Annotated in this window: 20 protein-coding genes; 6 read left to right on the forward strand and 14 right to left on the reverse strand. The window is 58.1% G+C overall.

Features of this window, described 5'->3' with window-relative positions; all coding sequences use genetic code 11:
• Positions 1–624: 624 nt before the first annotated feature.
• The 5 genes from DWV58_RS01945 to DWV58_RS01970 all read right to left on the reverse strand — a co-directional run bounded on the left by DWV58_RS01945 (position 625) and on the right by DWV58_RS01970 (position 3,702).
• The gene (locus DWV58_RS01945) at positions 625–1,044 is read right to left on the reverse strand and encodes a YjdF family protein (RefSeq protein WP_117775995.1); all 420 of its coding nucleotides are present in this window, start codon (positions 1,042–1,044) and stop codon (positions 625–627) included.
• A gap of 393 nt (positions 1,045–1,437) precedes the next feature.
• Complete coding sequence (locus DWV58_RS01955; protein ID WP_147326463.1) at positions 1,438–1,674, reverse strand: hypothetical protein; 237 nt, start codon at positions 1,672–1,674, stop codon at positions 1,438–1,440.
• Positions 1,675–1,919: 245 nt separating this feature from the next.
• Positions 1,920–2,828, reverse strand: a complete 909-nt coding sequence (locus DWV58_RS01960) for a radical SAM mobile pair protein B (RefSeq protein ID WP_117775996.1) — start codon at positions 2,826–2,828, stop codon at positions 1,920–1,922.
• On the reverse strand, positions 2,816–3,505 hold the full coding sequence (locus DWV58_RS01965) for a radical SAM mobile pair protein A (protein ID WP_117758036.1): 690 nt from the start codon (positions 3,503–3,505) through the stop codon (positions 2,816–2,818). Before DWV58_RS01965 ends, DWV58_RS01960 begins: the two co-directional genes overlap by 13 nt.
• On the reverse strand, positions 3,502–3,702 hold the full coding sequence (locus tag DWV58_RS01970; RefSeq protein ID WP_117775997.1) for a hypothetical protein: 201 nt from the start codon (positions 3,700–3,702) through the stop codon (positions 3,502–3,504). Before DWV58_RS01970 ends, DWV58_RS01965 begins: the two co-directional genes overlap by 4 nt.
• Before the next feature lie 143 nt (positions 3,703–3,845).
• On the opposite strand from DWV58_RS01970, the gene DWV58_RS01975 reads away from it, so the two are divergent.
• On the forward strand, positions 3,846–4,406 hold the full coding sequence (locus DWV58_RS01975) for a TetR/AcrR family transcriptional regulator (RefSeq protein WP_117636933.1): 561 nt from the start codon (positions 3,846–3,848) through the stop codon (positions 4,404–4,406).
• Positions 4,407–4,489: 83 nt separating this feature from the next.
• Here DWV58_RS01975 and DWV58_RS01980 read toward each other — a convergent pair whose 3' ends face one another.
• From DWV58_RS01980 to DWV58_RS01990, 3 genes are read right to left on the reverse strand one after another with little or no spacing between them, the layout of a single operon-like run.
• Complete coding sequence (locus tag DWV58_RS01980) at positions 4,490–5,338, reverse strand: NAD-dependent protein deacetylase, SIR2 family (protein WP_117775998.1); 849 nt, start codon at positions 5,336–5,338, stop codon at positions 4,490–4,492.
• The gene (locus DWV58_RS01985) at positions 5,326–6,024 is read right to left on the reverse strand and encodes a hypothetical protein (protein WP_117775999.1); all 699 of its coding nucleotides are present in this window, start codon (positions 6,022–6,024) and stop codon (positions 5,326–5,328) included. Before DWV58_RS01985 ends, DWV58_RS01980 begins: the two co-directional genes overlap by 13 nt.
• 3 nt (positions 6,025–6,027) lie before the next feature.
• Entirely contained in the window at positions 6,028–6,993 is a 966-nt protein-coding gene (locus DWV58_RS01990; protein ID WP_199585961.1) for a hypothetical protein, read from the reverse strand.
• Between the two features lie 143 nt (positions 6,994–7,136).
• Here DWV58_RS01990 and DWV58_RS01995 point away from each other — a divergent pair, with 143 nt between their 5' ends.
• Positions 7,137–7,697, forward strand: coding sequence for a TetR/AcrR family transcriptional regulator (locus DWV58_RS01995; RefSeq protein WP_117776000.1), 561 nt, complete (start codon positions 7,137–7,139; stop codon positions 7,695–7,697).
• Positions 7,698–7,922: 225 nt separating this feature from the next.
• Here DWV58_RS01995 and DWV58_RS02000 read toward each other — a convergent pair whose 3' ends face one another.
• Both DWV58_RS02000 and DWV58_RS02005 read right to left on the reverse strand, forming a co-directional pair.
• The gene (locus tag DWV58_RS02000; protein ID WP_117776001.1) at positions 7,923–8,267 is read right to left on the reverse strand and encodes a DUF6508 domain-containing protein; all 345 of its coding nucleotides are present in this window, start codon (positions 8,265–8,267) and stop codon (positions 7,923–7,925) included.
• A gap of 9 nt (positions 8,268–8,276) precedes the next feature.
• Positions 8,277–10,010 (reverse strand): DUF262 domain-containing protein, encoded by a 1,734-nt coding sequence (locus DWV58_RS02005; RefSeq protein WP_117776002.1) that lies wholly within the window; start codon positions 10,008–10,010, stop codon positions 8,277–8,279.
• Positions 10,011–10,299: 289 nt separating this feature from the next.
• Here DWV58_RS02005 and DWV58_RS02010 point away from each other — a divergent pair, with 289 nt between their 5' ends.
• Together DWV58_RS02010 and DWV58_RS02015 are read left to right on the forward strand one after the other, a co-directional pair.
• The gene (locus DWV58_RS02010) at positions 10,300–10,830 is read left to right on the forward strand and encodes a flavodoxin family protein (RefSeq protein ID WP_055252412.1); all 531 of its coding nucleotides are present in this window, start codon (positions 10,300–10,302) and stop codon (positions 10,828–10,830) included.
• Positions 10,831–11,010: 180 nt separating this feature from the next.
• Complete coding sequence (locus DWV58_RS02015) at positions 11,011–12,300, forward strand: ATP-binding protein (RefSeq protein ID WP_117776003.1); 1,290 nt, start codon at positions 11,011–11,013, stop codon at positions 12,298–12,300.
• A 99-nt stretch (positions 12,301–12,399) separates the two neighbouring features.
• Here DWV58_RS02015 and DWV58_RS02020 read toward each other — a convergent pair whose 3' ends face one another.
• Complete coding sequence (locus DWV58_RS02020; RefSeq protein WP_117776004.1) at positions 12,400–14,640, reverse strand: DNA gyrase subunit A; 2,241 nt, start codon at positions 14,638–14,640, stop codon at positions 12,400–12,402.
• Positions 14,641–14,685: 45 nt separating this feature from the next.
• Complete coding sequence (locus DWV58_RS02025) at positions 14,686–16,683, reverse strand: type IIA DNA topoisomerase subunit B (RefSeq protein ID WP_117776005.1); 1,998 nt, start codon at positions 16,681–16,683, stop codon at positions 14,686–14,688.
• 451 nt (positions 16,684–17,134) lie between these two features.
• Here DWV58_RS02025 and DWV58_RS02030 point away from each other — a divergent pair, with 451 nt between their 5' ends.
• Positions 17,135–17,365, forward strand: coding sequence for a helix-turn-helix transcriptional regulator (locus tag DWV58_RS02030; protein ID WP_117776006.1), 231 nt, complete (start codon positions 17,135–17,137; stop codon positions 17,363–17,365).
• A 9-nt stretch (positions 17,366–17,374) separates the two neighbouring features.
• Positions 17,375–17,959 (forward strand): hypothetical protein, encoded by a 585-nt coding sequence (locus DWV58_RS02035; RefSeq protein ID WP_117776007.1) that lies wholly within the window; start codon positions 17,375–17,377, stop codon positions 17,957–17,959.
• An 83-nt stretch (positions 17,960–18,042) separates the two neighbouring features.
• Here DWV58_RS02035 and DWV58_RS02040 read toward each other — a convergent pair whose 3' ends face one another.
• Both DWV58_RS02040 and DWV58_RS02045 read right to left on the reverse strand, forming a co-directional pair.
• Positions 18,043–18,852: a hypothetical protein gene (locus tag DWV58_RS02040; RefSeq protein ID WP_117776008.1), complete on the reverse strand. Its 810-nt coding sequence runs from the start codon at positions 18,850–18,852 to the stop codon at positions 18,043–18,045.
• Complete coding sequence (locus DWV58_RS02045; protein ID WP_117776009.1) at positions 18,816–22,436, reverse strand: hypothetical protein; 3,621 nt, start codon at positions 22,434–22,436, stop codon at positions 18,816–18,818. Before DWV58_RS02045 ends, DWV58_RS02040 begins: the two co-directional genes overlap by 37 nt.
• Positions 22,437–22,458: the final 22 nt, after the last annotated feature.

Genomic DNA, 22,458 nt, shown 5'->3' on the forward strand with positions numbered 1-22,458 from the left:
GACCACGCCGAGGGCGACCGCGAGCTCATGCTTAAGCACAATCGTCCCTTCATCGTAGTGGTGAGGCTGCGTTTCCGCGGGAAGCGCAGGGACTTCGCCGTGCCGCTGCGTTCCAACATCGCCCCTAACGTGCCCAAAGACCAGTACTTTGCGTTGCCACCCCGCCCCACGACGCGCCCCAACTGCCGCCACGGCATCCACTACATCAAGATGTTCCCCATAACCAGGCCTACCAGCGCCGCTTCAGGACCGAGGGCTCGGCCTACTACGAGACGCTCCAACGCATCATCGACGGCAGCACCAAGCGCATTGTCTCAGAGTGCCAGGCATACCTCGACCGTTACGAGCACGAGGGAAGGCCTCGCTTTGCCGTCGACATCGACCGCATCGTGGTGCTGCTGGAGGGCGAGAAGTAGGGCACTTCGGCTCAGTCTCGAGCCATGTGGAGTCGCTCCGCATTTTTGAACGCCGCGTGTGCGTCCCAAATACTTGAGAAACAAGCTGTGAAGTGCAGTGGCTCGCCCGTGCCCGTGCATAGCCGTCACCATTAGCGTCTACGCGGCGTCGGCTTCAAGTGGAACTGGCCCCACTGCTGTATATGGTTTGCCTTGCTGCACATGGCGATCAATGCCCACGATGCCTCTGCTTGCGCTTCAGCTTCCGCTGCTCGAAGCGCGCCTCCGCCTCATCCGCGCGACGCTGGCTTCTTGCTTGAGCCGACTCCCGCTTCATCGCTTCCCGCTGTGCTGCGAGCGCCTGTTGTGCCTTGGTGCTCACCGCGGGCCGCTTAAGGGCTTTCGCTGCCTCGCGAGCGCGTCGCTTGGGATTCTTCGCGGGCTTGCTTGTTTCCGTGGCCTCGTCACCGAAGAACGCGAGCTTCGCCCATTTGCTTGTAACGAATTGCAGGATTTCCTCATCGGACGGTTCCGCGCCGAAGACGATGCGGGCGGCGCCGTATCTGCCGTCCTCGACATGCTCCGCCAGCCCGACCCAGAATTGGCCGTCATGATATACGGTCAGGGTGGATGACACGCTGATCTGCATGGTTGGTTCCTCCTTTATGTAGATGACCATGCAGAGAAGGGACAACCAAGGAGGCAGGTTACTGATGCGGACTCCCGCACGCCCACGACTACCCGACGGGGACTGTGTTTTCATCTCTGGTGGTTGGATTGTAGCATGAGCGAATGCGCATTGACCTCGCTGCCGGCATGCTGTGACTGGTCGAGGGTTTTACCAGGAATGGGGAAAGCCGGCACAGGAGCTGCGCCCGGGCGATGTGGTCAACATCGCCCCGGGGGTGAAGCATTGACACGGAGCCGCGCCCGACGGCTGGTTCTCCCATCTCGCGCTGGAGGTTCCGGGCGAGGAGACCTCCAACGAGTGGTTGGAGCCTGTGAACGACGAGGATTATCTCAAAGCGACTAACAAAGAGGCTTAAGCACCGTCGCCCACCCGCGCCGCCGAGAGCAGTGCGCCCAAATCGGCCTGGATTGCCTCCGCCTTGCTTCCGAGCTGCAAGGGGGCTGAGTCGCCCGAGATGTTTACGCTCAACAGATGCGCATCCGGCAGCTTTGCGGCCATGCTCCAGAACGGGAGCGTGATGATGCCGGGGGTCATCTCGCCCACGCCAAGCTCCAGCAGCAGCACGCGGCCAGCTCCGCGCTCGTGCACGAAGCGCTCGTATCGTCCGAGGCTCTCGCGCCATGTCGCACCCTGCAGAAACGTGTCGTCGCGCACCCACGGTACAAGATACTGGTTTTCCGTGCGAAAACGCTCATGCCGCTAAATTGAGCGACCGCCTGTACTGCAGCGGGATCATCCGCCCGAGCGATCCCTTAATCCGTCGCCCGTTGCGCCAATCGGCAGAAGCCACGCGTGGACGCTAATCGCTCGAGCGAATCGTCGTCGGTTTCCGTTTAACGATTTCTTTTTCCGCTATTATCCGACCCTCGGACTTCCTCGTGATAGAAGTAGTCCACGATCACCGGATGCCCCTGGGGGACTCTGCCATAAGGCATTTCGTTGTCCACAAAGGGGCAATCGTACTTCTTGGCCATTTCCTCGGCTTTTACTTCAAGCGCTTCAAAATAGCTACGGTTGCGCTTGTTATAGATCTCATCGTAAAGCGGTACGAGATCGGGATGTTTCTCGGCGATATAATCCAGGATCGCTTTTTTGAAACCACCCCGAAGATTGAGATTTTCGAGCCAAAACAAATCGCACCGATCCTTTACTCGCTCAAAAATCATCTCAAAATCCGTGATGCCGGGAAATACCGGGGACACGAAGCAGACCGTACGGATACCTTCGTCATACACCTGCTTCATAGCAGCGATACGACGCTCGATGCTCGACGCGGAGTCCATATCGTTCTTGAAGTTCTCATCCAGCGTGTTGATCGACCATGAAACGGTCACTCGTCCAAGCCTCTTCAGCAGATCGATATCCCGTACCACAAGATCGGACTTTGTGCAGATCAGAATATCTGCATCGCTGCCAATCAGCTGCTCCAGGAGTTTCCTGGTATTCCCGAATCGCTCCTCCTGTGGATTGTAGCCATCCGTCACAGAACCGATAACCACCCGCTGTCCAGCGTATTTCTTCGGATTCTTGATTTCCGGCCAATGCTTCACATCAAGAAAGGTGCCCCATTCCTCCTTGTGTCCGGTAAAGCGCTTCATAAAGGAGGCATAGCAATACTTGCAGGCATGCGTGCAGCCTACATAGGGATTGACCGAGTAGCCGCCTACCGGCAGGCTGGACTTGGTCATGATGTTCTTTGCTTCCACCTCATTGATGAGGATTCCATCGATCACTTCCGCCATGTTCTCTGCACCTCCAGCACTCTTTCGAATTCTTCCGGCAATTCCTGAATCATGTATTCGTCCCCTATGACAGAGACGAGGTCTTCCTTCATAAACATTGGAATGCCAAGCGCGTGCGCCTGGTCCGTCAAAGACCATGCCCACTCCGGTTCCGTATGAACCTTCCTGCTCTGCGCCCCGGTCATGGTACCGACGACGATCCAGTTGATTCCGGAAAGGTCGACCGTACCGGGATCGTCGAATAGCGGCTCAAAAGTAACGAAGAAGTGATTTGCTTTGACGTTTTTCCGAAGGGCGTCGATACGCCACAGCTCCGCTTTCCTCGTCACCGTAACGCCGAACCATGCGTTTTCCAGGTCGGTATCTAAATCCAGCAAATCGGGTCTCTTGGTCAGGAACAGGAACTGATGCTGTGGATTCTCATGGATCTTTGCAAATACCTCGTCTCGCCATTCCAGCTTCCACCCGGAGAGATCGCTCATGCCGGTAAGGAGAAAGTTCTGCGGGCGTTTCTTTTCCATCATCTTGAGCTTGCTCGGGAAGAACGCAGGATCAGCGAAGTCGTCAATCATATGCCAACGTTTCACATTGTTACGGGCATAGCAATATGGACACCCCACCGTGCAGCCGATGACGATATTCATATTCTGAATCTGATTTTTGATGCAGATGCTCATAACGCCTGCCTACCTGCCTCTCCCGTAAACACGCAATCAGCCTCCCCCACCTTGCGGGCAAAAACCTCGATATCTTGCTTGCAAGCAGCAGGCTCGCAATCGCTCAAATCGTATGACGTGCCGCCGTTTCGATAGACGGCCCGATGGGAAAACGATCGGCTGACAAGCCCGATGCCGAGCTTCTCGCACAGGGTCATCCGTGCTCCCTTTCAGCTATAAAAAACAGGTGTCTATAAACAGTATCCTTGTTGATTTTCGCAGGGGCAATGAACAAACGCGTGCACCTGTCGATAAACGAACAGCTACTGGACATTGTCAAACGACTCAGATTGGAGAGGCGATGGGAGAAACCAAGATCGACCGCCGGCGGCGCTACACCCTCTCGGTCATACAGGAGGCGTTCTTCGCGCTGCTGGCCGAGGTCGGCTTCGCGAAGATGACGGTGGCGGACATCTGCCGCCGCGCCGAGATCAACCGGGGAACGTTCTATCTGCATTACGAGGATAAGTACGCGCTGCTCGATGCGCTTATCGACGAGGCATTGGCAGCGGCTCCCCCGCTTGAGGGGGTTGAATCGGCAACGCTTTGCCAGCGTCCGCCGGCAGACGACGATTATCGCCTGCTTTATTCGGACAGCGACGCATACGCTCGCGTAGCCCAGCGCGTCATAGAACGCGGAGCGGAGCAGATGGTTCCCTGGGTCATGGAGAAAACAGGGCTTTCACGCGAAGACGCCTTCCTGCTCTTCGTCCACAACGTCCAGGGCAATCTGGCCGTCAACCGCCTGCTCGGCTGGAGACGAGGCCCCGAGTTCGCCCATGCCCAGGAGCTGCTCAACGCCTATTCCGAAGGGGGCTTGCTGGCGGTATCCGCTCTTCGCGATTCCGATAACCCATCGTGACCTGCGATTCAGGAATACCAGCCTCCGAGCCCTCTCGTTCGGAGACTGCGGCTAAAACCTCATTGCGCGTCTACCGCTCCGCGTTACTCGCCACCTGCCCGCGCCACCGAGAGCAGGGCGCCCAAATCGGCCTGGATCGCCCCTGCCTTGCTTCCAAGCTGCAACGGAGCCGAGCCGCCCGAGATGTTTATGCTCAAAAGGTGCGCATCCGGCAGCTTCGCGGTCATGCTCCAGAACGGGAGCGTGATGATGCCGGGGGTCATCTCGCCCACGCCGAGCTCCAGCAACAGCACGCGGCGATCGCTGCGCTCGCGCACGAAGCGCTCGTATCGTCCGAGGCTCTCGCGCCATACCGCACCCTGCAGAAACGTGTCGTCGCGCACCCACGGCACAAGCTGCCAGCCGCAGTGCGGGCATCGGGGGACATCCTCGCTGCGGATCTCGAACCCCGCCATGCCCGCGAGCATGCGCTCGACGTAGGGGCTCGCCTCGAAGAGCTCGTCGCAGCATGGCTGCTTGCATTGAAGGTGCGCGAAGCTTCCCTGATAGTTGCAGATCCTCTCGGTGGGAAACGTCTTCTCGACTTGGGTGTCTACATTGGTGCTCAGGATGAAGTAGTCCTTATGGCCGATGAGGGACCGTAGGTCGAGATAGGGCTGCGAGGTCGGCTCGCGCAGCATGAAATCGATATATCGCGCGTAGTAGGCCCATTGCTGCTCGAGGCTGGGGTAGAGGTGGTAGAAGCCGTCGAAAAGGCTCTTGAAGCCAAAGGCTTGCTGCCAGTCCGCCATTCCTGCGCGCGCCATGCCCGCGCGGTTGTAATGGTTGAACCCGGCGGCGCTCGACATGCCCGAGCCGATGCCGACGATGATGGCGTCGGCATCGTCGATAAGGCTTCGAAGCCTACGCGCTTCTCTTTCTAGGGGTGGCATCGGGCGATCTCCTCGAAAGCCGGGGCCATATCGCCGTCAACGAGAATCGTCTCGCACGAAGCGTCGGGCGCCATGGCCTGGCCGTAGTTGAACACGATGTAGGTGGCGTGCTCGCAGGCGTTCGCGATCTGGGCGAGCATGCGCTTTATGACGCCGTTGTGCAGTCCCACGCCAAGTTCGAGGATGGCGACCCTGCCGTTGCGATGGGCTTGCACAAGACGCGCGAGCTCGTCGAGCTGGGTCATGGCGAGGGCGTCTGGATGGGCGAGGCGCCGCTCGTCAACCGACGTGCGCGTGCCCCCCTCAGTCTCGAGCACGCGCTCCTCGTCGAACCCGGCGCGCGCGAAGTGCCCGTCGATGTTGCATGTGACCACGAAGGTGTCGGCGTGCTCCGTAAGACGCCGCAGCCCGTTCATGAGCGAGCCGGGCTCATATTCGAGATACTCCTTTTGATGGAACCGCTCGGCCCATCGGCGTCGCACGCTGGCATCCGGGGAAGCGAGCCCCTGCAGTATGCAGCCGATGCCGTCTGCCTGGGCGAGGTCCCCGTACGCCTCTTGGAAATGAGCATCGGCGCAGAAAAGGTTGAGCCCCTCCGCCATGTCGAGTCCGTTGCTAGCGCCGATGATGACAAGATCCGCCTCGGCAAGTGCCTGGCCGATACGAACCGCTTTTACCGTTTCCATGTGCTACCTCCCCAGCGTCTTGCGCACGTCGGCGAGCACGTCGGCGATGTCGGCGCGAACGGCGAGCCCCCGATCCTCGATCGCGCGGGGGAGAAACTGCGTCTTGTTGTTTACGGCGATGTAGCTGGCCTGCGGCAACTGCGCCGTGAGGGCCCAGAACGGCTCCTGGATAAACGCGGGTGTCATGCGGCCCACGCCCAGCTCAAGGAATAGAATCTTCTGCCGCGCGTGCGCGTCAATCCAGTCGGATACCTTGCGGTACTGCTCCTCGTAGAGCTCGCCCTGCAGGAAGTTGCCGTAGCCGCGAACCCAAGGAAACGCCTCTGCCCCGCAGTGCGGGCAGTGCGGCACGAGCTCTGCCGGAACCTCAAGGCCGTCTCCCATGGCCTCTACCATGCGGGAGACCGGCTCGACCGCGTCCCATACGTCATCGGTGCAGCAGCGGGAACATTGGAAAAAGCGGTGGTCGCCTTGAATCTCGGCCACCTTCTCCCAGGGGTAGATCTTCACAAACTGCGTGTCTTGGTTGGTGGTGAGCACGAAAAAGTCCTTCTCGGCAAGAATGGCGTCGAGGTCCTTGTAGGGCTGGCGCGGCGGGGCGTTGAGTGTGGTGTCGAGGAAGGTGGCAAGATAACCCCAGCGTGCCTCGGCGGTGGGCCAGCGGTAGGTCGACCCCTCAAACGCGCCCTTGAAACCGTAGCGCTCGGCGAATTTGCCGAAATGCCTGCGATAGGTCGCGTTGTCCTCGTAGTAGAAGTCGCCGCCGCCCGCCGCGGAGAGCCCGGAGGCCCCGCCCACCAGCACGCAATCGGCTTCCTCAATCATGCGGGCGAAGTCCTTGATTTGCTGGTCGTAGGGCTCGGGCTCGCGGTCACTCAGCTCATAGGGCGTGCCGCCGCTGCGGTAGGCGGCCTGAAGGGAAAACGATCGGTTGGTGAGCTCGACAACGAGCTGCTCGTATAGAGTCACTGGATACCTTCTTTCAGCTATTATGAACAGGTGTTGATAAAAAGTATCCATGTCGATTTGCTTAAGAGCAATGAACAGCTTCGGCCTGCTGTCGATAAACGAGCGTTTGCTGGGCATTGTCGAGCGTTGCAATTGGAGGGGTAATGGAAGCGGGGAAGATGGACCGTCGCCGACGCTATACGCTCTCGGTCATACGGGAGGCGTTCTTTGCGCTGCTGGCCGAGGTTGGCTTCGCGAAGATGACGGTAGCGGATATCTGCCGCCGCGCCGATATCAACCGCGGCACGTTTTATTTGCACTACGAGGACAAGTTCGCGCTGCTCGACGCACTTATCGACGAGGCCCTGGCGGCGGCGCCCCCACTCGAGGGAACGGAGGCGGGGGCCCTCTGCCAGCGCCCGCCGGCAAACGATGACTATTATCTGCTCTACTCGGATGACGACGCGTACGCCCGGGTGGCACAGCGCGTCGTCGAGCGCGGCGCCGAGCAAATGGTTCCTTCGATCATGGAGAAGACTGGGCTTTCGCGCGAGGACGCCTATCTGCTCTTCGTCCACAACGTCCAGGGAAATCTCGCGGTCAACCGCCTGCTTGGTTGGAGGCGGGGACCTGAGTTCGCTCACGCCCAGGGGCTGCTCAGTGCCTATTCCGAAGGAGGTATGCGGGCGGTATCCGCCCGCTATGATTCTCGTAGTTCATCTTGACCACGGGTTCATTTCAGGTAAGCAGTGCAGCTATGAGCTGAGGATAAAGCGCCATCGTGTGCCCCGCGCTCTCGACTTCCCGGCAGAAACGTGAGTCCTTTGGTTAACGCATCTCAAGATTGAGCGTTGGTTCCGCTTTTGATTTGGTGACATGACGGAGTGCGACGGCATGGCATTGTCGCATCGCTGTGCTGTCGCAGCGCCAGACGTCTTCGTGGCCGCCGTTCAGCCCTCGTCGAGCTCCTTCAGCCGGGAGAGGCAGCGGTCCAGAAACCCGCTCCTGGCTTGCGCGGCAAGGAGTCCGTCGCAGAAGCGGTCGCCACGAACGCACCACGTGATGCATGCACGTATCAGGTCAATGTCCCCATGGTCGATGTCGCAACTGTCTATGCCTTCCGAGGTGTCGATGCCATGGCGTTCAAGCGTCTCGAAGTAGCTGGTGTCCGCGAACCCGTCCAGTTCATAGAAATCGTCGACGAAATCCTCGAGTCCGAGCGTCCCACCCCCAAGCTCGACATTCATGTTTCTGTCCGCCAGCTTGCCAGCGTACTTGGTTAGCCTTTCGAACATGTTCGCTCCTTAGCTCAAAAGTCCGTTGTCGCCCAGGTAGTCCACGAAGGCATCGATGATCCGTGCCGTGCGAGTCGCGATGTCTATTTCGGTGAAGTCTCCCATGACTTGTGTCAGGCGCTTGAGTTCCGCGATCTTTGTTCCGGCTTTGCGCTTGCCATTGCTGTCGGTGTATCCCTCATAGTACTTGCGTTTATCGCAGAATCTGTAGTCGGCCGCGCGGATGTTTACACGCTTCTCGAGCAGCGCCTTGTTACCCAGCGCCTCCAGGTTGGATTGGTCGACGAGCGGGTCTACCTCGTTGCGCTTCTTGGCATAGATGTGCTCAATTTCGAGCGTGGTGTCTAGGTCCATGAGTGGTTGATCTGGGTCTGCGTACGCCCACCAAGTGAGCATGGACTTCGTTACAGGCCTGCCGTTGGTGAACACGTAGGTTCGGAATCGCTCAGCAATATTTGCGCGATTGAAGTGGTGGTTAGGAAACTCCACCGGGCGGTGCTCCACGATGTTGATCATCTCGGGATACACTGGCGAACGCAGCGCATTCACGCCGGGACGCTCAATGGCGTAGGCGAGAACGAATGCCGTGATCTTGTTTAGAAAGCCGTAGAGTGCCTCGTCATCGAGAGCACTTTTGCTGTCGCGGTTGGCGAGGAACCAGACGCTTAGCAGATAGGTCCACATGCCGTTGGGGGCGTAGTTCAGCACGAAGAGCCTGCGGAGCACGCGCTCGCTGAACCCTTCCTGCGCGTCGACGCGTTTCCAGAAGCCGAGCAGCGCCTCGAGATCGTCGAGCGTGGCGTCCTCCTTGAGCATGGCGTAGCCATCGGCACCGAAGAAGTCGCGCAACGATGCGGTGGTCGTGTCGCGGATGCCTTTCTTCGCGCGGCGGTAGTACATATAGCGCGTAAATAGCTCATCGGTTGGTGTACCGCGCATGGGCCGGAAGATGGCGTTCGCTCCCTCCTCGAGCCCCTTCCAGCGACGGATGAACTCATCCTTGCGCCCCGTGTCGGAATAATGCTTGTAGAACTGGCTCTTGAAGATGTCGGCATCCGAGAGAGGCAGCCCTCGGTCGTTTAGAGTCGAGAAGATGCGTAGCGCGGTGTCCTGCGACTCCGCTTCAATGGGCAACAGTATCACATTGTTGATGACGCGTGTGGCCATGTAGACGGTGTAGGTGGGCCACTCGCTCACCAGTTGCTCAATTTTCCTCTGGAAGAAAGCGAAGTTGCGGGCATAGGCGCTCTTCCAGCCATCGCCTACATTGCCCTCTCGTATAATCTCGAGGAATTCATTCTTGTCGTTGTCCGATGCAACCTCGGAGTCGATCTTGAGACGCTCCATGTCGGGCTCGTCGAACTCGTCGGTTTTCCATACACAACGGGCGATTGCCTCGCGCATCTTCACAGACTGCTTATCCTTCATGTTGGTGAACTTGTCGTAGAACGCGCGGAGCAGCAGCATGATGGTGGTGAGGCGCTGCTGGCCATCAATGATCTCAAGTTGGCCAGAGAGGTTCTTAAAGGTGACGATGGGTCCTAGAAAGTATTCGTCGTTCTCGCTGTCGAAACGCTCGTAGTCATCGTCTGGAAAAGCGAACGAGAACAGGTCATCCCACAGCGTTGCGCATTCATCCTCGCCCCAGGCGTAGGGCCTCTGGTAGTCGGGGATGAGGAAGTCCGATCGCTTATCGGTGAGAAGATCGCGAATCGATCGCTGGTCGATGTTGAGCTTGGACATGAGCTGTACCTTCCGCGCGGGAACAATCAAGATGACACGGATTATATCGCCGAAGTCGTCATTCGCTCTATTGCTGCGAGCTACTGAATCTGGCAACCTCTGGCCAACCCTTACGGTTTCATGTCGTGATCCATATCGGCGCTGATTAATGTCCGTGATGCTTCTGCTTGCACCTTCTTTGGAGAGCGCGAGCGAGAGATGCGATCTACAGACGTCTGAATAGCTCCATCCGTTTTGGTTACAACAAAATGTGTGCCGCGCGCCTGCGGCATGAAGAAGGGAGATTCTTGTGAATATCGTTGTATTGAGCGGTAGCCCGCGTAAGGGCGCCAATACAGATACCATGGTCGAGGCGTTTGCCGAGACCGCGCGTGAGGGCGGCCATACGGTCGAGGTCATCCGCGTTGCCAGCAAGAAGATCGCCGGCTGCTTGGGATGCCAGTACTGCTTCGCCCATGAGGGCGTCTGCGTGCAGAAGGATGACATGGCCAACGTGATTGAGTCGCTGAAAGACACCGACATGGTTGTCTTCGCTTCGCCTATCTACTGGTTTGATATCACTGCGCAGGAAAAGACCGCCATCGACCGCCTGTACGCCTTCGGTGCCACGGGATTCCCGTTCACCAAGACGGCCCTTTTACTCGATAGCCACAGCGAGGGTGTCTATGATGCGGCGATCGCTATGTACAAGTCAACCTGCGCGTACTGCAAGTGGGAGGACCAGGGCATTGTCACCATCAGCGGTATGACCGAGCGCGACAGCATGGCATCCTCGCCCAAGTTGAAAGAGGTGCGAGAGCTCGCTCGCAAGCTTGCCTAAGGACAAGAAGAACGCATGGCAATCAGCGTTGGTGGAAATGCTTGCTGTCCTTACCGAGAGATAGGGGCGAATTCCCTCAAGTGCCGTATAGAACAATTTTTAAACGCAGAAAAATAACTGAAAACAAATTAATCCGCGTTAAAATATTGTCAAACAGAAGTTCATGAGGGAAGGTTGCGTATGCGTCGCAAGGCAGACGAGCTCCTTAGGGAATGGCGAGACAGGGCTGATAGAAAACCTTTGCTGGTCAAAGGCGTGCGCCAGTGTGGCAAGACCTATCTGCTCAGAACGTACGCTCAGGATCTTTTCGAATCGGTTGTCTACGTTAATCTTGAGAACGACCGGTCGGCGCGAGCGGATTTTTCGGGCGGTCTTGACCCTCATTCGATCGTACGCGCGATTGAGGCTCGTACGGGACAGCGTATCGTGCCTGGCAAAACCTTACTGTTCATTGACGAGATCCAGGCATGTGAGGAAGCGCTCACTTCCCTTAAATACTTTTGCGAAGATGCTCCCGAGTATTACGTTGCGGCTGCTGGGTCGCTTCTTGGGGTTGCCATTAACCATCAGTCGTATTCGTTCCCCGTCGGAAAGACCGACTTGATTGAGATGACTCCACTCGATTTCGAGGAGTTTCTCTGGGCGATGGGGCACGATCAGCTGGTCGACGAGATACGCTCATCATTCGAGTTTATGGGTCCTCTCGCGCCAAGCCTTCATGAAAAGGCGCTTGGGCTCTATCGGCAGTATCTTGTTGTTGGCGGAATGCCCGAGGCGGTCCAAACGTACATCGATGATCAGTCAATCATTGATGTGGCCGAAAAGCATCGGATTATTCTCGACGGATACTCCGCCGACACTAATAAATATGCTGATGAGCGCTTGAGCGCAAAGACGCGTGCGTGCTTCGATTCCATTCCACAGCAGCTTGCCAAAGAGAATCGTAAATTTCAATACAAGGTAGTGCGAGCGGGGGGCAATGCGTCTCTCTTTGGAGATGCTCTCGACTGGCTTGTATTGTCGGGTACGGTGGCGCGCTGCAGCCTAGTCGGGCAGATCGAAAGCCCCTTAGAGGCCTTCGTTAACCCTTCTGCTTTTAAAATCTATCAGGCGGATACAGGGCTGCTGGTCTCCAAGGCCGGTGCTCAACGCGCCGATATTCTTGCCGGTATCGGCGGCACATTCATGGGTGCACTTACCGAAAACTACGTTGCCCAACAGCTTTCAGCCATGGGTTATCCACTGCATTATTGGGCGCGAGATAATCGTGCGGAAATCGACTTTGTAGTAGAGAAGCAGGGATGCTTGTCTGCGATTGAAGTCAAGGCGGGGGAGAACACAAGATCTCGAAGTCTGTCCTCACTTAAAAAGACCCATCCGGGCGTGCGCCTTATCAGGCTATCGACTAAGCCCTTTGGAATGAATGATGGGCTTATGTCTGTTCCGCTTTATGCGGCATTTTGTCTATAGGGATGATGCTGGTGTAATGCATGGGGCCCGGGGCGCAGCGTTTACTGCGCTCCGGGCCCCGCTGCTTTGTAAAACCATGACGGTTTAGTCGCCGTTGTTTTAGTCAAACAAACTCGGCATGTCATTTTCCTTCATGAGGGCGCCGGCGGAGGGCAGGCTCTGCGCGGTGAACTTTTCGGCCGAGACGCCGGCGCCAAGAATCTCCTCGGTCGTGCCGACGGTGGTGACCGAGCGGCCCTTCTTGGTCGTAAAGGCCTGGACGCCCTGCGTGTTGGTGGTCGTCTTGGTCTTGAGCAGCGACGTGTTGAAGTTCATCAGGCGGTAGTCGCTCGAGACCAGCGCGAGGTCGCGGTCTTCCTTGAGCACCTGCGCATACAGCAGCTTGCTGCCGCCGTAGATGGCGTTCTTGAGGCGCTTGCGGTTGGTCTTGGTGACGTATCCAGAAAGCGCGACGCGCACCACGCGGCCGTTCTCAAAGACGAACAGCACATCGGCCTTGTAATCCTCGGGGTCGATGACCCAGATGACACTCTCGTCGGGTTCCATCTCAAGATCGGTCGGCAGGTACGAGCCCAGTTGGGCCGACTTGGTGTCCTCAAACGCCGAAACCTTGCACTTGTATACCTGGCTCTTATTGGTAAAGACCAGCAGCTCGTGGGTGTTGGAGGACGGGAACTCGATAAAGGGTTTGTCGCCGTCCTTGTACTTGAGCGTGGTCGCCTTCTTGAGCACGCGGTCCGTCATCTTCTTAAGATAGCCATCGCGCGAGAGCATGATGGTGACCGGGTACTCCTCGACCTCGGGCTCCAAGCTTACCTCGATAACCTCATGGGGCTCGATCCTGCCCGTGCGGCGCGGCATCACGTACTTCTTATTGACCGCGGCCAGCTCGTCGCTGATGACCTTCTTGATGTTCTCCTCGCTGGAGAGGATCTCCTCGAGCTCGGCAATCTCGCCCTCGAGCTTGGCGATGTCCTTGGTGCGGTTGAGGATGTACTCCTCGTTGATGTTGCGGAGCTTGAGCTCGGCGACAAACTCGGCCTGAGTCTCGTCGATGTCGAAGCCGCGCATGAGGTTGGGCACGACCTCGGCCTCGAGCTTGGTGCCGCGGATGATGACGATGGCCTTGTCGATGTCGAGCAGGATCGCTTCAAGGCCGTGCAGCAGGTGCAGGCGCTCGGACTTTTTGCCCAGGTCAAAGTTGATGCGGCGACGCGTGGACTCAATACGCCACTTGACCCACTCGTGCAGGATCTGGCGCACGCCCATAACGCGAGGGTAACCATCGACCAGTACGTTGAAGTTGCACGAGAACGAATCCTGCAGCGTGGTCGAGCGATAGAGCTTCGCCATGAGCTTGTCGGGGTCGACGCCGCGCTTAAGGTCGATGGCAATGCGCAAGCCCGAAAGGTCGGTCTCGTCGCGGATATCGGCGATTTCCTTGACCTTGCCCTCCTTGGAGAGCTTGACGATGCGCTCGATGATGACATCGGTCTTGGTGGTGTAGGGAATCTCGTAGACCTCGATGATGCGCTCTTCGGGGATCCAACGCCAACGGGAGCGAATCTGGAAACTACCAAGGCCGGTCTCGATGATCTTCTCCATCTCCTCGCGGCGGTAGATAATCTCGCCGCCGGTCGAGAAGTCGGGCATGGGCATGTACTCGAGCAGGTCGCAGCCGGGATCCTGCAGGTAATGCATGGTGGCAGTGCAGACCTCGTTGAGGTTGAAGCCGCAGATGTCGGACGCCATGGCGACGCCGATGCCCTTGTTGGCCGAGACGAGGATATTTGGGAACGTGGTGGGCAGCAGGCGTGGCTCCTTCATGGCGCCGTCGTAGCTGTCGACGAAGTCGACCGGGTCCTTGTCGATGTCCTTGAAGATTTCGGCGCTGATGGGGGAGAGCTTGGCCTCGGTATAACGCGAGGCGGCGTAGCTCAGGTCGCCCGAATAGTACTTGCCAAAGTTGCCCTTCGACTCCACGAAGGGGGCAAGCAGCGCCTCGTTGCCCGTCGCCAGGCGCACCATCGTCTCGTAGATCGCGGCATCGCCGTGCGGGTTGAGCTTCATGGTCTGGCCCACGATGTTGGCGCTCTTCTGGCGCTCGCCCTTGAGCAGACCCATCTTGTACATGGTGTAGAGCAGCTTGCGATGCGAGGGCTTAAAGCCGTCGATCTCGGGGAATGCACGCGAGACGTTGACGCTCATGGCGTAGGGCATGTAGTTGACCTCGAGCGTCTGCGTGATCGGCTGATCGGTGACCTCGGAGTGCAGGCCGATGACGCTCTCGGCGTTGACCTGTTTTTTCTTTGGCTGGTTCTTCGTCTTCTTCTTTGCCACGATTTCCTCTTGAACTATTTGTGGGCCGTCGTTATCGATTTGCTGCTATTGCAGGTCCAGCTGGTCCAGGTATTCCTTGCCGTGCTCGGAGATATGGCGCTTGCGGCCCGCCTCGTCGTTGCCCAGCAACAGGTTGAACATGGTTTCCATCTTGGTGACGTCCTCGGGCTCCACCTTGATCAGACGGCGCGTCTCGGGGTTCATGGTGGTGAGCCACATCATGTCCGGATCGTTCTCACCAAGACCCTTGGAGCGGTTGATGGAGCACTTCTGGTCGCCGATCTCCTTGAGGATGCCGTTCTTCTCGAGCTCGGTGTAGGCAAAGTAGGTCTTCTCTTTGCAGTTGATCTCGTAGAGCGGCGACTCGGCGATATACACGTAGCCCTCGTCGATAAGTGTGGGCACCAGGCGGTAGAGCATGGTGAGCACGAGCGTGCGGATGTGGTAGCCGTCGACGTCGGCATCCGTACAGATGATGACCTTGTTCCAGTTGAGGTTGTCCAGGTCAAAGGCACCGAGGTTCTTGATGCGCTTGTCCTTAATCTCCACGCCGCAGCCCAGCACGCGCATAAGGTCCATGATGATGTCGGACTTAAAGATGCGCGGATAGTCCTCCTTCAGGCAATTGAGGATCTTGCCGCGGACGGGCATAACACCCTGGAACTCGGCATCGCGCGAGGTGCGAATGGCGCCTGCTGCCGAGTCGCCCTCTACGATGTAGATCTCACGACGGTTCTTGTCCTTGGAGCGGCAATCGATGAACTTTTGCACGCGGTTGGCCATGTCGGTCTTTTGCTGCAGGTTGGTCTTGATGCTCTGACGCGTCTTCTCGGCGTTCTCGCGCGAGCGCTTGTTGATGAGCACCTGCTCCATGATCTTGTTGGCGGCGTCTTTGTTCTCGATCAGGTAGGTCGAGAGGCGCTCCTTAAAGAATGCCGTCATAGCCTGCTGGATAAAGCGGTTATTGATGGCCTTCTTGGTCTGGTTTTCGTAGGACGTCTGGGTGGAGAAACAGTTGGTCACCAACACCAGACAGTCCTGGACGTCTTGCCACTTAATGCCGCTCTCGTTTTTGTTGTACTTGCCCTGGCTCTTGATGTAGGCATCGATGGCGCTGGTCAGGGCGCTGCGGGCCGCCTTCTCCGGCGAGCCACCGTTCTCGAGCCATGATGAGTTGTGGTAGTACTCCTGCATTGTGAGGGTGCGCGAGAAGCACATGCACGCGGTGATCTTTACGTTGTAGTCGGGCAGGTCCTCGCGGTCGCGACCGCGACGGTCGGCCTCGATGAAGAAGGGCTCGGTGAGGTAGTCGGCACCGACCTTCTCGAGCACGTAGTCCTCGATGCCCTTGGGGTAGCAGAAGTCCTCTTCGGAAAACTCGCCATCGTCGCCTTCGATGCGCAGGCGGAAGGTCACGTTGGCGTTGACCACGGCCTGGCGGCGCATGGTCTCGCGATACCAGTCGTGGGGAATGCTGATCGAGGTAAAGACCTCAAGATCGGGGCGCCACTTGATGGTGGTGCCGGTGCGGTCCTCGTCGCTGGGCTCAATCTCAAGCGCTTTCTTTTTGGCGCCGACGACCTTGCCCTTCTTAAAGTGCAGGGAGTACTTGTTGCCGTCACGCCAAACCGTGACGTCCATGTATTCGGAGGCGTACTGGGTCGCGCAGGAGCCCAGGCCGTTGGTGCCGAGCGAGAAGTCGTAGTCGCCACCCTGGTTGTTGTTATACTTGCCGCCGGCGTAGAGCTCGCAGAAGACGAGCTCCCAGTTAAAGCGCTTCTCGGAAGGGTTCCAGTCGAGCGGGCAGCCACGGCCGTTATCCTCTACCTGAATGGAGCCATCGCGAAAGGCGGTAAGGGTGATAAGTTTGCCGTAGCCCTGGCGTGCCTCGTCAACGGCGTTGGACAGGATCTCGAAGGCGGCATGCGCGCAGCCATCGAGTCCGTCCGAGCCAAAGATGACGGCGGGGCGTAGACGTACGCGTTCCTCGTCCTTGAGCTGGCGGATGCTGTCGTTACCATAGTTTGCGGTGTTTTTTGCCATACTCGCTCTCTCGGTGCTCCTTTGCTGCGTTTAAGTCATATAGATAGTCAAGGTAGCATAGCCCAGCCCATAGGCGATTCCACCCAACACGAAATCCATCGAACAATCGTTCGGATTAACGGGTATAGTGTTTAGTGGTAACGCGGCATTGTTAAACAAATTTGGATACAAACGAATTTTATTTAATAGGGACCTAGTTTTACTAAACAAAATCGAATGATGCTGATTGCACGAGCGGGCACAGCGATCGACTATCAATCACATTTACTCGGACAAAACCGAGTCGGTTCTGTCCGAGTAAGTTTGAATAGCGAATCGAAATTGTTATGTCCGCATGGCGATGGCGAACATGGTTTCCATAATGACAGATATAGTTGACATCAATTAGTCGATGCAATATATTTCTGTCATGTTGCGACGGATATCTGTCCACATTTACGAAAGGAACTCCATGCCGGGCAAAAAGAACCTACGCATGAAGGCGGCACGCGCGGCGGCTGGCCTTTCGCAAGCTGACTTAGCCCAAGCCGTGGGCGTTGCGCGCCAAACCATCGGCCTTATCGAGGCGGGCGGCTACAACCCCACGCTCAATTTGTGCGTGGCAATCTGTAAGGCGCTGCGCGTTACGTTGAACGACTTGTTTTGGGAAGACGAAACCGACGTCGACCCTAATACTCTTTAGGAGTTCACTATGAAATATGAAGATCTGAAAATCGTGCAAAAGTGGCGTGAATATGCCGGCCCAAAGGATGAACGCCTGGAGGCTGAGAACGCGAAGATCTACAAGATTGGTTTCGTGCTGCTTTCGTTTGGCATGTTGATGATCTTTTTCTACCAGTTTATAGCTCGACAGGTTGCGTGGGTTCACAGCGACGCCAGTGAAATGCCGCATGGCTTTGCAACGCCATTCGAGGCAGCCATGTATTTGTGGCTCGTTCTCGTGATGTTGATTTGCGCAGGACTGCAAACGCGGAAGGGCTATGTCGATACCAATCGTTTTGGGCAAACCGAGCATCTTCCTGTTGGATATTTCCTGCTTGTCAGCGGCCTTAGCGGTGCCGCGTTCGCGCTTGTTATTGCTGCAATGCGTTGTATCGCTGAGGCGCAGATCGTACCGCTCGAAAGCGTCTTTTGGTTGGCGAACCTGGCCACGGGCGTGTTCTGCGGTGCGACGATTTTCGCGGCCACGTTTGCTGTCCTGTGCGCAACGTTTTTCACGGCGAAAAGACGCCGTGCCAAGCTCGAGGCAGAACTCGACTCCTCAGACGACATTTAATGCGCAATGGGCTGGCTCTGGGTATTCAGAACCAGCCCATTTTGATGTTCGATGAGCCGAGTCGGCGTTTCTCACAAAAGTAACTAGGAGCTGCGAGGCTTATCAGAATTGACCTCATTGGCGGTGTCGGTTTCGAGCGCCGTGCGGCGGGCGCTGTAGGCGACGAGGCCGGCGCCTGCCGCGGCGAGTGCTGCAGCGGCTGCCGTAAGGGGAGCATTGACATCGCCCGTGCCTGCAAGCGCGCCCGCTTTTCCGGAGCGCTTGTTATTGCCGTGGTCCTTGCCACTGCCGGAGCTGCTTCCGCCGGAGCCGCCGTCCTCATCGGTACCGCCGCCACTCGAGCCACAATCGCCGTCTGCTGTCATCGGGGCGTCGTGAAGTCCTGTCGTATCCGCGCTGTCGCATACGCCGACCTGAACTTCCGAGCGTTCGCATGCCGCGTCGGGCACATGAAGCTCGTGCAATACGGCACCCAGCGCCGAGTTTGCGCCCGGTCGAATTTCCTTGAGCGTTACGGGATCGAGCGCCACCAGGTCACGCGCCTTCGCATACAGTGTGACGCGTTTGCCCACCTCGTCGCTCCAGCTCTCGGGGATGGCGAAGCTCATACGGAACTGTGCCGTGCAACCCGGTGCCAGCACGGCGTTGCCGTTGTCGGCTACCAGCGGGTGCGTCGCAAAATGTTCGCCCAGCGTCTCGAGCGCGTACTTCACGTGTGCTATGTCGTTGGCCGAAGCGTCCTCGGCAAGCTCTGGATCGTAGATCGAAGCCATGCGTGCGTTCGCTCCGAATCCGATGGATGCGCTGGAGAACGGCTGGCTGGAGCCCTCTCGGTACAGATCGATCGTGCCGGCGGTCAGCAAGGTGTTGCCGTCGTTTCGCACCGTGACCATGAAGGATTCGCCTGCTGCTCCGGGAACCACTGCCCCGAGGTAGCGACCGCGCCCGTCGGAGTGGCACACGCCACCAAGGGCACTTCGATGCCGTGCAGCTCTGCCTCGCTCTTCTCCGCGCTCACAATGTGCGTGGCGAGCGCGGAGAGCATGCCTCCCGACGTCAAAAATGTCGTTATCTGATCGACGGGATGGTCCAGCTCGCACATCACGAACGGTTCCGTGAAAAGATCGAACGGTTCCGTGAAAAGATCGCCTGCCAAGGTGCTGGCGAAGATGCGGAAGTGCTTGCCCATCACTGCTACCGGGTTGCCTTCTTCGTCGTAGGTTTGTCCCACCTTGCCGTCGGTGTTCTCTACATAGAGCACGCATCTGCCGTTGTTGCTTACGCTAAACGATGCCGGGCCACAGCCTGCGGCACCCACAGGCTGCGTTGCAAATGCCGATGCGCCTCGCGTCCAAGTAATATGCTGCAGTTGCTCGTTGACGGTTGCCAAAAAGCCCGAATGTTGTGGCCACGGCACCGCACGGGGTACCGTGGCGTCTGGTGACATAACGCCCCAGCCTGCAATGGACTGGCCGATCACGGCGTACGATGCGCAGCCGCAACCGTCTGCGGTCTCGTACGCAACGGGCACCACCATTTTGCCGTTGATATTCTCGGGCTCGCCCAGCTCGATACTCGACGGTGCTTGCGGAAAGCGGAGGACCTGACGGAACGTCAGGCTGTCGCCCGAAACGTCCGACCACAGGGTAAAGCACTCCAGCGCAACCTCAGCCTCGCTGCCGAGCGCCTTTTCTGCGGTGGTTCCGCGACGGTGGAGGTAGGCACCCGACAGACGTCCGTCGACAAGTGTCTTGCCCACCGTGATGCGTGGGCACTGCAGACAATGGTGGCCATCCTCCTGAAGGCGGCCGCGCGAGATGCTGCGCCACGACGTGTGCGACATCACGCGAACTCCGTCGTTGCTTATGCGCAGGCGCACAACGGACAGTATGCCGGCTGTGCTTGCCGTATCGAAAAGGGTGTTGTCGCCGTCGGGGCGCTCGCCCGAGACCAGCAGCACGTAGGCGTCCTGGTTTCCTCTTCCGTCCGTATATTCCACCACGTCGAAGTCGTAATCGTATATGCCGTCGCGCTCCACGTCGCCCTCGCCAAAGCCAAGGGGGAAGTCCACGGGCGTGGGGGCAGACCACGCGCCGTTTGCCTTTGTGTGCACCACCAGGCGCGAGCGGCCATTGTCGCCGTAGCGCACCGAGGCGATACGGAACAGGCATTCTACGCCGGCGATAATCGCCAGCTTCATGTGGGCTTCGCTGAGCACGCCAGTAAACAGCACGTTGTCGCTCGAGGGCTTGATGCCGCCACGCTCGTCCTCCGATACACCAGCAGAATTGGCGTTGGGGTCCGCAACGGCGTCCTTCGCCTGCCCGATATGGGTGTACGCATACATCGGCGCGGCGTTTTCGTCGTTCTCTATCAGTGCATGGACGAAATGCTCGATCTGTCCCGTGTCGTCGCTTTCTGCATCCGCCTTGAGCTCAATGCACGTGACCGCTTGATCCCAATCGCGCACGACAGGCGCGACGTTTACGGCGGTGGCCTTAACCTCGGCGCGTGCGAGTAGCTCGGCGTTGGTGACGATGGTGGCCGATGCGATAAATTGCGGCACGCCGCCCGCCTCGATGTTGCCGGCCGAGCCGAAGCAGGCATCCAGCGTGTAAGGCGTATCCCCACCCAATGCGAGCTCGGAACGCTGGAGCACATACTGGTCGCCATTGTTCACCGACATATTCCACGAATCGATGAGTGTGGGCCACGACCCCGACCAAGCCTTGGTGGTCCACTTGAACATTACGAACTGGAGTATCACGTCGACATCGACGTCTGCACCTACGCGCAGCCGCGGAAGCTGGTGTCCATCTGCCTTCTCGTACCCAATGAACAGCGTGAGGGATGCGGCGCCGCGCACGGCAGACGAAGCGACGCCTGCAACGCCGGCGCCAAAGGTGACGGCAAGTCCGATCTGGATGGTGAACGAGCCCGACGTGTTGGAATAGTCGAGCGAAATGTTTTTAAAAAACGCCGCGCCGCTGCCGTGCGTGTGGGCGCCCACGGCGAGCGCCAGCTTCGCCAGCACCCAGGGGTTGACGTTTAGGAAAAACGGCACCGGTCCTAGGGTAAACTGCTCGGTCCAATTGAGGTCGGTTCTTACCTGGAAGAGGGCCTTAATATTGCCGTATGCGGGGTCGTTGTTGTTACCCCAGGTTTTGCCCACCCAATCGTAGGCGAGCGAGCCGTACAGCTGTGTGGCGATATCCATCGTGAACAGCGGCGTGCAATGGTGGCGAAGGAGCTTGGTGTTTCTTGGATCGGTGCCCGAACCGGCACTCATACTCTTGTACTGATTCCACTTCCCCTCCATCTCGTCGAGATAGCGGTTTGCCTGCTTGGCGCCCGACTCGCGCGGCGATTTCTTCCAGTATTCCGGATCAGGGTTGCCCGAATCGTTCATATAGCTGGCTGGTTTGTATCCTCCGCCAAACAGCACGTATCCAGCAAACGAGAAATCGAAGAGGATCGGAAATGTGGGCATCCAACACGTGAACTTATTGCCGCCGATGCCGGGAAACGCCGCGGGGAAATCAAACGGAGTGACCTCTTGGTCCATGGTAGTGGGGACGATAGTGGTCGAGCCCGATTCTGCCTTTGCGGCCGGCGCAGTGACAACGGCCATGGGGGAGGAGAGCGTGTAGGTTTTGCCCTGATAGTCGAGAACAAAGCGCAGCTTGCACCCTTCCTCCAGAAGGCCCGATGCCGCGTCGAGAAACTTGTCTTCGAGTGTGAACGTCGCCAGATTATCCGCGCCTGATGCGCTGGCCTTGATCTGGCCAATCTGCGTGACGGTTTCGGTTGAGCTGCCCGCAGCGGGCATCACTTTATTGATATGCAATGTTGCCTGCCCGCCCTGCGGCAGATGAGTCTGCACGGTAAAGGCGTGCGTATCGGGCTGCTCGTTTGCCGTGTCGTCCTTCGGCAATGCCATGAACGTGGCTTCAGCGTACTGGATGTCCCATTCGTCGAATGTGAGCTGTCGAAAGTACGGCTCGCCATCGGAGAGCGGACGTGTGGGTGCGGTAATGGCGGTGCCGCCCTGGATACGCGCAAGGGGAATCTCGACATCACGGTAGCCCGCCATGCTAATGGAGATGCCGCCGTTAAAGTCGTACGCGTCGAGAAGCGTTGCCTCGTCCACGTAGCCTTCCGAAAGAGGGGCGACCTCAAAGATGGCCGTGCCTTCTTCATCGGTCGTGGCGGCGAGCTGCTTGCCTGCGACGTAGCGCGACGTGAGCGTGACCTGCGCTCCCTTGATGGGCATATTCTTGTTGGCGACGTCGACCACGACCACACCAAACATGGTGCGCGAGAGAACGAGCACCCTGAAGGGATCTTTTTCGTCGGCATAGGCTTCGGTGGGCGCGAACGGCAGCAGGAAGGCATTTTCGCTTCCCGGCACGCGAGGCAACATGATGCTCGCTAGCGAGGACGCTCCGGCAACAAGTAACGAACGGCGATCAAGCATCTTGGGCTCCCATCCCGCAAAT

The organism is Collinsella sp. AF11-11, assembly GCF_003465485.1.
Classification (GTDB): Bacteria; Actinomycetota; Coriobacteriia; order Coriobacteriales; family Coriobacteriaceae; genus Collinsella.